Genomic DNA, 11886 nt, shown 5'->3' with positions numbered 1-11886 from the left:
GGTACTGCTTGGCAGGCATGAGGCCCTCCGTCGCCGAGGTCTTCAAAGGCTATGGGCGCCGGCGACCACGCGCGGATCACGGATCCGGCCAAGTATGCGATCAGGTCCATGAGCCACCCCGAACTCGGGCTGAGGGGCGGTTCCGTGTACACGGAACCGCTGCCCGTCCCGGATCAGCCGGGTGGCGTGTTCCACGCCCACGACGGCGGGCAAGCCGTACTCCCGGGCGATCACTGCGCCATGGGTCATCGGGCCGCCCACCTCCGCCACCGGGCCCGCTGCAAGGATGACGCGGGCCCTTCCCGCGATGGTCCCGACGGCGACCGGGAGGCCGGTCAGGGCACAGGCCGGCACGTCGTCGCGCCGGTACGCGCCAGTACGCCCCGGTGACGGCTTCGCCCTCCGACGTGAGCACCTGGGGCAGTGTGAGCGCGTGGTAGACGAAGCAACGGCAGCCCCCGCCGCACGGCAACGAGGAACCGGCCGGGGCTGGCGTTCCGGGTCCGCAGGCAGTGGTCGGTGACGGCCTGGTGGTCGCCGCTACGGACCGTGCCCAAGCCCAGCAGCCGGCCGCCGTCGGCGTCATGGACGCGGTAGTGGATCGGCTTCTGCTCACGGACAGGGGTCGCGTCGGCCAGGAGACGGTAGTCCCAGGTGTCTGGATTCCTCCTCAGCAGCGCGGTTCACATGTTCGCCCCTCAGATCCGCATGGATGGGTCAGCTTGTGGGCCAGGTACGCAGGAGGGCGGCGATGTCGCGGGCGGTGCAGGTGGGGCTGAGGAGGAGGTCGCGCAGCGCGGTGGCGTCCTCGCGGGTGGGCTTGACGGTGAGGCCGGAGGCTTCCAGGTACATGACGCCGGTGGCGGCGGCGACGGCGAGGTTGGAGTGTTCGAGCCAGCGGCAGCGCCCGAGGGTGTGCACGAGGGCTGCGGCGCGGGTGTAGGGGCCGTCGTAGACGGGTTGTTCGAGGAGTTCGGCGCGGTGGCGGGCGCAGGCGGCGACGGGGACTCCGTAGTCGTCGGGTGCGGGGTCGCCCGCGCCGGCGAGTTCGGCGACCTGCAAGATCCAGGAGACGTCGATGTGCAGGTCCATTACGCGGCGTGGGCTCCCGGGGTGTCCGTGGCCTTCTCGGCCTCGTCGAAGATCTGCTGGTGTTCGTCGAGGAACCGCCCGGCCGCGCTGACGGCGCGTGCGCGCAGGCCGCTCGCGTCCTCGAGAACGAGCTGCGCGAGGTAGTCGCCCAGGGGCAGTCCCCGGTCGCCAGCACGCTTGCGTGCGAGTTCAACGATCTCGGAATCGACTCGTGCACCGAGCTGTGTCTTGGCCATACCTGAATGGTAACAGCCGTTACCACCCGGTGCGGGCAAGGGCGCCTGGATTTCAGTCCGGCGACCCGCGGCTCCGCGCGGCCGTTGACGCAACACTCAGAACACGTTGATCACAGCCGGTGCCCGCTCCGCGCGAGTCAAGGCGCGCAGCACCGCTGCCTGGCCATGACGCTGGACAGCAAGCCCGGTCAACAGCGCAATCACGGGATCGAGGGCAGAGCCGGGAAGCTCCGGAGCACCGAGGCCCACACTGACCGCCAGGTCATCCATATACACAGCGAGCTCGACCATCCGCGTCACGAGGAAATCGTCCAGGCTCAGCACCCACCCTGTCTGCGGCATGAACACCACCACCCAGTCGCCAGGCACTTCCTCAAGGCCGGTTCGCTGCTGGTCGAGCGCGGCACAGACCCGCTCGACCATCCGCCGCACGCCTTCGCCTTCGCCTTCGCCTTCGCCTTCGCCTTCGCCTTCGCCTTCTGACGAGATGCCTTCACCCTTCGCTCGCATCCCGGAGCTGATCTCGCCGTCGAGCGGCGCGTCGATCCATACGGCCCGCGCGTAGTGCTCGCGCACAGAGATGGGGTCCTGCTCAGATCCAGGCCCCTCCAACGCCGGACCCACGCTGAAAATCCGATACGCGAGGTGGCCGGCCGGACCGCCGACCGTCCACTGCGCCGGCGTGCTGGGCTTCTCCCACGAGGCCGCCACTTCCGGTGCGTCCAGCAACGCCACGGCCTGCGCTGCGGCTTCCAAGTAGGCGTTCTTCAGACTCACAAGCCCCCCATGATCCGTCCGGAATCCCCACCTTGCGCAGCACCGCCGAGGGGGCAGCCCGATGCCACACACCCCGTCCACGCAGCGCACTCGCCTCGAGAGGTCATAACGTCATAAATGCCAATCATTGCGACACGCGAGCCCACCGAGTGACACCGAAAACCATTGATGTTGATCAAGCCGACACCTCTCTGAGTGACTTTCGATGCCACAGTCACGATGGTGCTGTTCGCGGCGGCTCATGGAGTTCAGAGCGCCTTGCGGTTCTTGGACGAATCCCGCTGTGTGGCAGACGAGTTCGGCGCCGTGGCTTCTGCGGGCGCGGACGACTTCGGCATGTCCGGTGATGAGTCCCGCAGACCGCCGAGGGCCAGGACTGTCATCACCACTCCGGCCCCCGCCGCCACACCGAAACCGCCGTGCGCACCGCCCGCGTCCACAACCCGCCCCGCGAGCGCCGCGGCGCCCGCTGATCCTGCCGCGCTTGCGGAGCTGCCCCAGGTGAACGCCTGGGTGAGGACGGCGCGCGGGACCGACGACTCCGTGAGCACGGAGGCGAGGATCAGCAGGACCGGCACGGCGAGACCGGTCAGGGCGAGGGTGGCGCCGACCGCGAGGGGCGCGTCGAGGAAGGTCAGCGGAAGGCTCGCGAGGGTGAGGAAGGCGGCTGCTGCGGCCTGGCGGCGCCGGGGTGAGCCACCGTGGCGCCAGACTCCGTAGGCCCAACCACCCACCAGATTGGTGCAGTTGGAGGCGACGTAGAGCAGTGCTACCGCGTCCGGCGTGCCGCGTTCGACGGCGTACGCGGCCACGGATACGTGCATCGCGCCGAAGAACACCCCGAGCGTGAGGCCAAGCGCGACCTGCCGCAGGAATGCGGAGCGGAGCAGGGCGCGTGCGGCGTGCCGGCGTTCGGCGGGGCCGGTGAGGGGCGGCATGGTGCGGCGCTGGGCGGCGAGGGCGAGCCCGCCACCGACGACGAGCGAGGCGGCGAGCAGTACCCCGACGCCCGGGCGGCCCGCCGCGCCGAGGACGCTCACCAGGGCCGGGCCTGCCATGTAGGACACGCCGTTGGCGAGGGCCTCCAGGGCGAAGGCGGTGGGTAGGGCGGCGGCCCGCTCGCCGGACAGCAAGGCGGACCAGCGAGCGGCGGACAGGGCACTGAGCTGGGGCAGCGTTGCCCCGACGAGCACTCCGGCGACAAGGTCCGGAACGGCGCCAGCGAACAGCAGCGCCACGGCCCCGGCATGTGCGCCCAGCGCGCACGGAAGCACCCGCGCCTGCCCGAAACGATCGACAAGGCGCCCGATCTGAGGCCCTGCGACGGCGTCCGCGACAGCGAATCCGCCGGTGACGAGACCCGCGGCGGCATACGACCCGGTGCGTGCGTGCACCAGCCAGACGATGCCGATCCCCGTCATGGCGATGCCCAGACGCCCGACAGCAGCGGGAAGGAAGAAGGCCGCAGCACCCGAAGTGCGCAGCAGAGTACGGTAGTTCGCCGAAGCCGAAGGCACGACGCATCCCTTTCGCCGCCCGGCGGGACGCGCCATACGGGGTCGTCGGCGTCCGGATGTGCCGACCCGTGGCTGCGCCTGAAGCCGTCCAGTGGTGGCATGGAGCGGGGACGCGCACCCCACGCCGACTCCGTCATCGGGCAGATGTCATAAGGTCGTTGATGACCTCCTTGAGCGTAGAGGAACGGCGCGCAGAAACGAACACCCCCAGAAGCAACGCGACCGGCTCTCCCTTTCCCCGCGCCCTGACCAGCACAACTACGAAACTCCTGGCCCCGACCAGCGATCTCACGCGGAAAGAGCTACCCCCGAAGGCGAAGTCGACGTTCGATGCGGGCGGCGCGCCAGACGCGGACGACGGTCACGGCCTGGACTTCCTGGCTGACGTAGTAGCGGACGACCGCGCCGGCGACCACGGCCTGGCGCCGGTCGTCGCCCCTTGCCGATCGGCGCGGAATTCAGACCGTACGGTCGGCGGCCAGGCGCTGCATCCTGGTGTGGAAGGCGGCCCGGAGTGCGGAGGGCATCGCGTGGCGGGCCCGGTCGGCGGGCGGGCGTACTGGAGGGGTAGGGGTGTCTCACGCCACCCGGGGGTGGCCCACGTCGGTGGCGTTTGAAGAGGGTACGAGAACAAGGCAAAAGCGATGGACGTCACCCGTCTTCGCGGTGGCGTAGGGCGCCTACGGTGAGCTGCGGTGCGGCGGATAACGTGCAGGCATGGCGATGGCGGGGAAGCGGCAGGTCCTGTATCGGCAGGGCAGCGGATTCTGGCGGATGACGGCGAAGTGGGTTCTGGTCTTCGGGGCCCTGTACCTGCTGGACGGCGGGCTGCTCCGGTCGTGGGGCGACGCTCTGGTCTGGCCGATGATCGGGATCCTGCTGTGGGTGCCGTTCGGGATCGGCGTCGTCTGGTACCCGAAGAAGGACCAGCGCGTCGAGCTGACGACGCGTGAATTGCGGGTGCGGCGAAAGCGGCTCTCGATGGAGAAGGTGAATCTGCTGCACGTGGCGCGGCTGTGGCTGGAGGGGCGTTCAACCGCGGACGACCAGCCGGTGCTGGAATGGCCACGGTTCGACCGGGTGGTGTGGGTGCCGCTGCGGGACGGCCGAGCGTTCGGCGTGGAGTTCCGCGACCCGGCCGCGTTCGCCAAGGTATTCGGCGCCTTCGCGGTCGCGGCGTGCGGCGGGCCCGACACCGTCCGCACGAGGGCCGCAGCGGAGACCTACCCGGATCCGCTCCCGATGCGGACCCGCCGCTCCGACGACGCAGGTTCCTGGCCGGATCTTCTGGACATCTTCAACTGACAGCCAGAAACGCCGGCAAGGGGCAGCGCTCCGTCAGGGGCACGGGGAACTGCACGGAGCACGGCGTTCTCGACTGGGCAGTGTCCGGCGGATCATGTGACCGTCGGATTGCCTCCTCGTCGTACCCGGGATGGGGGGCGGGGTGATCTGACGGCTGCGGAGTGGTCCCGCTGGGGCTGCGTTTACTGGCGGCAGGACAGCAAGGCGAACAGTGGACCCTCGCTCCACTAAATCGACGAGCGAGAACCGGCGAAGTTCTTCAGACGACCGCTTGAACGGAATCCGGCTTACTGATCGTTTCAGAATGAGTTCAGCTGCGGGTCTTGTGCTCGACGATCTTGGTCGGCAGGGTGACCGGGGTGTGTGCTGATCTTGTTCCTGACGATCTGTGGGAGCGGGTGGTCCCGCTGCTGCCGCCCGCTCCCGAACGGCGCCGTCGCGCCCCCGGACGGCTGCGTGTTCCCGACCGAGTGGCGCTCGCGGGCGTCCTGAACGTACTGCGGACCGGTGTCGCGTGACGCGATGTCCCCGCGGAGACGGTGGGCTGCTCCGGGGTGACGGCGTGGCGCCGGCTGCGAGACTGAACCGAGGCCGACGTGTGGCCGCGCCTGCACGCTGCCCTGCTGACCGAGGTTCGCCGTGCCGGCCTGCTGGACCTGGACGACTGCTCCGTGGACGGGTCGCACGTCCGGGCTCTCAAAAGGGGGATCATGTCGGCCCCTCACCCGTCGACCGCGCCCGCCCCGGCTCCAAGCACCACCTGATCGTCGACCGACACGGAACCCCGCTCGCCATCACACTCACCGGCAGGAACCAGCACGACGTCACCCAACTCCTGCCCCTGCTCGACGCGGTCCCGTCGAGTTGGGGACTGCGGGGGGGGCGCCTCCGCCGCAAACCCCGGCGTCTGTACGCCGCCCGGGGCTACGACTTCGACAAGTACCGCCGCCTGCTGTGGAAGCACGGCATCAAACCCGTGATTGCCCGACGCGGCGTCGACCACGGCTCCGGACTGGGCAAGGTACGCTGGATGGTCGAGCGCACCTTCGCCTGGCTGCACCAGTTCAAACAGCTCCGCACCCGCTACGAACAACGCGCCGATCCTCACCAAGGTCTGCTCGAACCGGCCTGCAGCCTCATATGTCTGCGCCGCCTACGAACCTCATCCTGAAGCTATCAGTTGGCTACGCTGAACCACCCTGGCCGCACCTCGGTCAGAAGCGGCTGCACTGCGGACCGCAGGTCCTGATCAGTGACGTCAAGCGGCTCCGACAGGCTCAGCCCATACCAGCGCAGCCGCCAGAGGTCGAAGACTTCGCGCCCGTCGGCTGCGAAGTCAACATCGACCTCTGTGCCGTTGTCGCTCACGAAGCGGCATCCTGCCCCATGAACCGCGTATGAGTAGGTGCCGATGTGATCACTCCGGCTGATCCGGCACGAGCGGGCCAGGCTGATGACATCTGCCAGTCGCTCAAGTGAGGGGATCGCCACCCTCATGGCCTCGTCAATCGAGTTCAGAGCGTGAACGTAACCGAGCACGACGTCTCGCGCAGCCTCAACCCGTTCCATACGGCGTCATCCCCCTGAGCCCGTGGCTGAAGGGATTGCCCCACGGGCCGCCAGCGTATCCGCAGGACGGCATTCTAAAACGATCAGTTAGACGCGGCCAGCTCGTTCGTCGGCGAGGCGCTCAAGGGCCCGCGTGTGGCTGGCGTCGACCGACTAAGCCTTCTGCCGGGCGCGCTCGCGCACGTCCTCCAGATCGGCCCGTACGTCAATGACAGCAGCCTCACGTCTGCTCTCGAAGAGCCCGGTCCTGCTGCTCCGACCGCCGCCGCGGCGGTCGGAGCGACCCTCGCCTTCATCCGGACAACCCGGTGCGCTTCAGAGCCCGTTGGGAGCCGGCCGACGCCGACTCCTGCGTACGCACCGGCCCGGCGTGCATGGGACCGGATGGCCATCGGCTCCGCAGGCAGCATCGGCGCGCTGGGGGCCGTGAAGGCAGCGGGCGCCAGGACGTGCAGGGCACGCACGTTCGCTCCGCGCACCCGCCCGCTGGCCGCAGCGATCGCGTTCGGCGCGCTCCAGGGCAGTGTGGTGCTGCAGGCCGGGACGTCGGGGACGACGTCCCGGCCTGCGGTGTCCGCGTCGAACGCAGCGCCCCGGACGCGGCCGGCGAGTTCGAGCGCGGCCGTGGCGAGGCTGGTGTCGGGCCGCGACCAATGCCTGGCACGCGAGGTCCACGCGGCTCAGCCGCAAGCGCGTCCTGCTCTACTCCTGATACACAGGTCAGACCACGTCATCAAGGAGACCGAAGCCTTCCGGAAACCCTTCCAGGAACTCTCGCCGAGCGGGGTCAGACTCGACGTCGGCCATCATCCCGAGCAGGCCGCTCCTTCACCTACGACGCCGAAGGCCAGCTCACCTCCGACGGCAAACGCACCTACTCATGGACTTGGTTGTGGACAGGGAACGCAGACATCGTGTCCGCGGCGTGCGTCGCGCGCCGCCGCTCGCCCGGTGTGATCCCGTAGGCCGCGCGGAACATTCGGCTGAACGCCGCCCCGTTCCTCAGCCCCCAGCGCGCTCCGATGTCCCGGATCGGCAGCTTACGGAGCCGTGGTTCGGCAAGGTCCGTGTAACAGCCCTCCAGCCGCTGCCGCCGTATCGAGGCGGCCACGGTCTCCCTCCGTTGCCGGAAGAGCTGGTGCAGCAGCCGTACGGAGATGTGATGCCGAGCGGCGACAGCACCGGGGGTGAGCGCAGGGTCGGCCAGGTTCTCCCGTATGAACATGTCTATACGGGCCAGTAGCAGCTCGTGCCGCGTCTCCGGCGGCACGTCCTCCTGCGCGCCGAGGTGGTGGGCAAGAAACGCGGCGGCCAGATCGAGACCCGTTTCGCCGAGCCGCGCGCGGCTCTGTTCGTCCAGCGCCGCTGCCTCCCTCACCAGCGAGCCGAGAAAGTCGGCGAGCACCTTGCCGACTCCGGATCGGGCCGGCAGACCGTATGCCAGCAGCCGATCGATCTTGGCCTCGGGCAACGGCATCAGTACGCGCGGCAGATGCAGGATGAGTGCCCGCGAGGCCCCGATCAGCGGCCCGCTCATCGCCTGACCACTGTAGGGGCGGGACGAGGTCCACAGGGTGATGTCACCGGCGCCGAGCCGGGTCGTGTGACGTCCCTGCGAGACTCCCATCAATCCGCCCAGGACCAGGGTCAGTTCGTACGTTTCGGGGTCTGCCCGCCGGATCAGTTCCGCCGTGCGTTCCGACCGCAGGGCGGGAAACGAAATCTTCGTCAGCTGAAACCGCCCCAGATCGAGAGAGCCCACGCTCCCCACGAAGTCGGAGGCGAAATCGCTGGTGAGACTGGTAGGCGCGACCCCTTGCCCGACGACCTCCCGCCACCAGTCGAACCGCTGCTCTTTCGGCAACAGCACAGTGTCGAACTCCGTATACGCCATCAGATCCCCCACCCAGGCGGCACGTGGTTGCACCGTCCAGTGTGGCCACCCGGGTCTGCGGCACGCAATCCTGCCTCGGAGGCACGGATGGGGGATGGGGCCGGAAACCATCCCCCATCGCTGCCGACCTCGCACCGCGCGATCGTGTCGGCGTCGCGCCCACCCACACCCCGTCTGCCGACCGGTTCCGCTACGGGCGGTGTGCGTAGACGTCCGGACGGCGGCACAGGCCCGGTTCTCCTGCTACCTGTCTTGTCCCCCTCATTCTGTGCTCTTCTGATGCTCCGCCGCATCGCGACCGAGGCTCGCTCGTTCGGTCGTAGCTCGCGGAGCTGACGGCCGGCAGGAAGTCCCAGGTGGGCAGGGGGCCGGCGCACACGGCGCGCCCGCACTCACGGACTGCACGGGCGGACCGCGTCGGGTTGCGGGCGGCGAGACGGGAGAAGAGGCGTACGGAACACGGCACTTGGTCGCCGTGAAGTCGTCCAGGTTCTCCATCGCCCCGCGCCGGCGCCGTTATTCGGCGACGCGGCTACGAACCGCTTACGGGCGGCCCGTAGCCCTGGCCGTGGGCGTCAGCCGCAGTGGCCGGGGCCTCGCGTCGCCGACTGACTGCCGATCGTGCCACTGAAGGCGATGCAGGTATTGCGGCCGTCGATGTATACCGGGCCCGCGTAGCTCGTGAAGTAGCCGTTGTCAATGTCTCCCCCGCCATCGGCCGTACGCGACACCCATGCCTCCATCCAGACGGCCGCCCCCGGTGTGTTGCGTACCGCGACGGCGCAGTTCTTGCCGGTCGAACCGTTCCAGGTCAAGAACACGGTGCCGACACTGCCGATGGCCGCGGAGTCGACCAGACTGTAGCCCGCGCCGCATACACCGTTGTACGAGGCGGCGTAAGCGGTTGTGGCGGTGGCCGCCATTCCCGTCCCGGTCAGGACCAGTGTCCCGATGACCGTCATGATCCGCCGGGCGGAGCGCGGCAGGCGCCTCATCGCCCACCCACTGCCACCGTCGAAAGTTCGCTCATGGCGGCCGCCTGGGCGCCGCAATGTCCCCAGCCGGAGTTACCGGCCCAGGAGCCGACCTGGCCGTTGACAAGAACGCAGGTGCCGCGGGCGTCCAGGTACACGGGACCCGCGTACTGGGTGTAGTCCCCGTCGTCCCACACTCCGGCACCGTCGCTCTCCCGGAAAAGGCCCACGTACATGAACTGACGTGTGCCGGTGCCCGACTTGGGGATGGTATAGGCGCAGTTCTTACCGGTGGCGCTGCTGTAGTACAGGTACGTGTAGCCCGTGTTGAACTCAAGCGTGTCGATCTTCGTGCCGGCGCAGATGGCGGCGGCGTGCGCGGTACCCGCGCCGCTCACCACCAGGCCGGCCGTGCACAGGGCCAGCGAGGCGGCGGCGGTGGCCGTACGCCGTACAGCTCTATGGGGTTGGAAACGCACGTTGGTCTCCTTCGTTGTGACGAGGAACGATCCGGTGCATCGACGAGTCTGGCGTGTACCGCCTGTACGGTCGTTGGTATTCCGTGCACGCTTTTTCGGCATCGCGTGCACGTGATGCGGGCCTTCCGAGCGCTCGCGACGCCCTCGGAGCCGTACGCCAAACGCGCGGCGCCGCAGTCGCACGCCTGCACTGTCGCCCTCCGATGATCCACCGGGCCCCAACGGCCTTCAGCGCAACGGCGAGCCCTGGGACACCGCCGAACGGTTCACCGCGGCGTACGCTGCCTGAACTGTGGAACCGCCGGGCTCAGCCCCGAGGCGCGGCCCTGGTGCTCGTCGACTGAGAACCTCAGGACTTCTCGGACGGCCGGGCCACACGGGTGCGGTCGGGTGAGGCCGGGGTCAGGGACGAACCCCGGGTTGTAGGCGGCGACGTCGATCCCGGCCGGCCTGGGGCGTACGCCTCGACATCCCCGTACGGACGCGACTCGTCTTTCCTTTCCCTGCCTCGTTCGTGAGGTGTTACGCAAGTCAGTCGCGTCTCGGGTGCCTGAGCCGCAGACTCGGGAGAAATATCAGGTTGAGGCTGCTGTGTGCGGTCGCTGCTGCGCCAGCCATGCCTCTGCGTAGGTGACGGCGTCGGCCAGAGAGAAGAGCCGGGCCTCGGCCGCGCCTACCTTGCCCCGTACCAGCGGGCGTTCCTTTTCAAAAGCCGCGCCCAGCTCGCCGAAGCCGTCCTCGGTGATCGCGGTGTCGGACACGGTGATCCATCGGCGGCCCTGCGGGGTCATGACCGCGAAGGAGTTGTCGACCTGCGGCGCGGCGATCCGGTACTCGGCCAGATGGAACGCCGAACAGGATTCAAAGCCCGCGCCCAGCATCAGGATCCGCGCCCCGGCTTCTTGCAGCCGGGCGAGCGGACTGCGCTCGCCGAGCCGGCAGTCCAGCGCGTGACCGTCCACGATCGCGGCGGCACACGGGCCCACAGCAGCGAAGGATGTCTGCGGGTGGGCGCTGCGTACGGCGCCCGGCCAGTTGCGGACGGTCTCCGGGATGACACCGACACCGCGGGTGGGCGTGGTGCGTGCGTCGTAGGGCGGCATCGTTGCGCGGATGTCCGCCCACCACGTCTCGGGCACGGGCGGATTCACCCAGCCCGCCGGATCCGAGTTGTCGCCTGACTGCGTCGGAACCACCAGCGTCCCGTCGCTGCCCAGAACATCCAGCAGCGCCTGGACGCCAGCGACCGGACCGCCGCAGACCCACCCGAGGGAGCTGAGGGAAGAGTGCACAAGAACGGCCTCACCGGAGCGAAGACCCATCGCACGCAACTCAGTGGCAAGCGAATCACGCGTACACATCAGGCTGGTTGGAGACGGCATCGACACATCGGCGAGTGTGCACGATCCAAGATTCCGGTACCACTGAATTCTCGACGGCCTCTCAGTCGTACCGTCGTCGGTCCTGCCAATCGGCTCGGCATGACCGAACCAGGCCCTCGTCACCGAACCGGGCCCTCGTCACCCGTGCGGCGAGTGCCCGGTGGTAGCTCCCGCACGCCGTCTCCCTGTCGACGCCGGACCGGACGGGACGCAGTCAGCCCTTCACGGACGGTGCTGGCGACGGCGTCGAGCCGACGGACACCGCAGCGTCGTGGACCACGGCCCGGGGCCTCGACCGGTGTCTGCCCGGGCTTGATGCGGTCCACAACCGGGGCAAGCGCGTCGTACATGCGCCGCGCCATCGGCCCGTTGTCCTCCGCGCTAAAATCGCCGTGCGCTTCGTAGTCGTCAAGCCTGCGCAGGTACTCCACCAACTGGACACCCGTGAGCGTCACCGTGACCAGACCCCGCCTGCCCTGGTTCCCGCCGAGCTTCACCGGCTTGACATCGGCCAGCTTCATGGACCTGCCGCTACCCCGATGGCTCTCCCGGGTCTGGTCCCAGGTGTCCGCCTCCCGCATCGCGGGCACACCACCAGATTGCGATCCGAGCACTGCGGCGGCCACCGTCCTGAATCGATGTGACGCGGTGGACTGCTCGA

11 protein-coding genes and 2 pseudogenes are annotated in these 11886 nt (G+C 68.9%); 2 read left to right on the top strand and 11 right to left on the bottom strand.

Annotated elements, in window-relative coordinates:
• Nucleotides 1-138: 138 nt before the first annotated feature.
• From ACIO3P_RS28050 to ACIO3P_RS28030, 5 genes and pseudogenes are all read right to left on the bottom strand, one after another.
• Nucleotides 139-439 (bottom strand): annotated as a pseudogene (locus ACIO3P_RS28050) (PEP-utilizing enzyme); the annotation flags it as partial.
• Between the two features lie 278 nt (nt 440-717).
• Entirely contained in the window at nt 718-1092 is a 375-nt protein-coding gene (locus tag ACIO3P_RS28045) for a fic family toxin-antitoxin system, toxin component (protein ID WP_329821892.1), read from the bottom strand.
• The gene (locus ACIO3P_RS28040; protein WP_401853389.1) at nt 1092-1328 is read right to left on the bottom strand and encodes a hypothetical protein; all 237 of its coding nucleotides are present in this window, start codon (nt 1326-1328) and stop codon (nt 1092-1094) included. Before ACIO3P_RS28040 ends, ACIO3P_RS28045 begins: the two co-directional genes overlap by 1 nt.
• Before the next feature lie 96 nt (nt 1329-1424).
• The gene (locus ACIO3P_RS28035; RefSeq protein WP_401853392.1) at nt 1425-2105 is read right to left on the bottom strand and encodes a hypothetical protein; all 681 of its coding nucleotides are present in this window, start codon (nt 2103-2105) and stop codon (nt 1425-1427) included.
• Nucleotides 2106-2353: 248 nt separating this feature from the next.
• Nucleotides 2354-3622 (bottom strand): MFS transporter, encoded by a 1269-nt coding sequence (locus ACIO3P_RS28030; protein ID WP_401853393.1) that lies wholly within the window; start codon nt 3620-3622, stop codon nt 2354-2356.
• A gap of 717 nt (nt 3623-4339) precedes the next feature.
• Here ACIO3P_RS28030 and ACIO3P_RS28025 point away from each other — a divergent pair.
• Nucleotides 4340-4927, top strand: a complete 588-nt coding sequence (locus ACIO3P_RS28025; protein ID WP_401853395.1) for a hypothetical protein — start codon at nt 4340-4342, stop codon at nt 4925-4927.
• Nucleotides 4928-5286: 359 nt separating this feature from the next.
• Nucleotides 5287-6098: pseudogene (locus ACIO3P_RS28020) on the top strand (IS5 family transposase).
• 5 nt (nt 6099-6103) lie between these two features.
• On the opposite strand, the gene ACIO3P_RS28015 reads toward ACIO3P_RS28020, so the two are convergent.
• The 6 genes from ACIO3P_RS28015 to ACIO3P_RS27990 all read right to left on the bottom strand — a co-directional run bounded on the left by ACIO3P_RS28015 (nt 6104) and on the right by ACIO3P_RS27990 (nt 11746).
• On the bottom strand, nt 6104-6496 hold the full coding sequence (locus ACIO3P_RS28015; RefSeq protein WP_401853398.1) for a DUF6896 domain-containing protein: 393 nt from the start codon (nt 6494-6496) through the stop codon (nt 6104-6106).
• An 874-nt stretch (nt 6497-7370) separates the two neighbouring features.
• Entirely contained in the window at nt 7371-8366 is a 996-nt protein-coding gene (locus ACIO3P_RS28010; RefSeq protein ID WP_401978219.1) for a helix-turn-helix domain-containing protein, read from the bottom strand.
• Nucleotides 8367-8965: 599 nt separating this feature from the next.
• Entirely contained in the window at nt 8966-9352 is a 387-nt protein-coding gene (locus ACIO3P_RS28005) for a spore-associated protein A (protein WP_401853401.1), read from the bottom strand.
• Between the two features lie 29 nt (nt 9353-9381).
• Nucleotides 9382-9843 carry a hypothetical protein gene (locus ACIO3P_RS28000; protein WP_401853403.1) on the bottom strand — a complete coding sequence of 154 codons (462 nt, stop codon included), beginning with the start codon at nt 9841-9843 and terminating at the stop codon, nt 9382-9384.
• A gap of 575 nt (nt 9844-10418) precedes the next feature.
• Nucleotides 10419-11225 carry an AAC(3) family N-acetyltransferase gene (locus ACIO3P_RS27995; protein WP_329821970.1) on the bottom strand — a complete coding sequence of 269 codons (807 nt, stop codon included), beginning with the start codon at nt 11223-11225 and terminating at the stop codon, nt 10419-10421.
• A 119-nt stretch (nt 11226-11344) separates the two neighbouring features.
• The gene (locus tag ACIO3P_RS27990) at nt 11345-11746 is read right to left on the bottom strand and encodes a hypothetical protein (protein ID WP_401853404.1); all 402 of its coding nucleotides are present in this window, start codon (nt 11744-11746) and stop codon (nt 11345-11347) included.
• Between the last annotated feature and the right edge of the window lie 140 nt (nt 11747-11886).

Source organism: Streptomyces sp. NPDC087310, assembly GCF_044744405.1.
Taxonomy (GTDB): domain Bacteria; phylum Actinomycetota; class Actinomycetes; order Streptomycetales; family Streptomycetaceae; genus Streptomyces.
This window is presented reverse-complemented; position numbering and strand designations above follow the sequence as displayed.

Excerpts from the sequence above, each read along its gene's own strand:
- ACIO3P_RS28045 (WP_329821892.1), bottom strand. The coding sequence starts at position 1,092 with ATGGACCTGCACATCGACGTCTCCTGGATCTTGCAGGTCGCCGAACTC.
- ACIO3P_RS28025 (WP_401853395.1), top strand. The coding sequence starts at position 4,340 with ATGGCGATGGCGGGGAAGCGGCAGGTCCTGTATCGGCAGGGCAGCGGA.
- ACIO3P_RS28040 (WP_401853389.1), bottom strand. The coding sequence starts at position 1,328 with ATGGCCAAGACACAGCTCGGTGCACGAGTCGATTCCGAGATCGTTGAA.
- ACIO3P_RS28015 (WP_401853398.1), bottom strand. The coding sequence starts at position 6,496 with ATGGAACGGGTTGAGGCTGCGCGAGACGTCGTGCTCGGTTACGTTCAC.
- ACIO3P_RS27995 (WP_329821970.1), bottom strand. The coding sequence starts at position 11,225 with ATGCCGTCTCCAACCAGCCTGATGTGTACGCGTGATTCGCTTGCCACT.
- ACIO3P_RS27990 (WP_401853404.1), bottom strand. The coding sequence starts at position 11,746 with ATGAAGCTGGCCGATGTCAAGCCGGTGAAGCTCGGCGGGAACCAGGGC.
- ACIO3P_RS28005 (WP_401853401.1), bottom strand. The coding sequence starts at position 9,352 with ATGACGGTCATCGGGACACTGGTCCTGACCGGGACGGGAATGGCGGCC.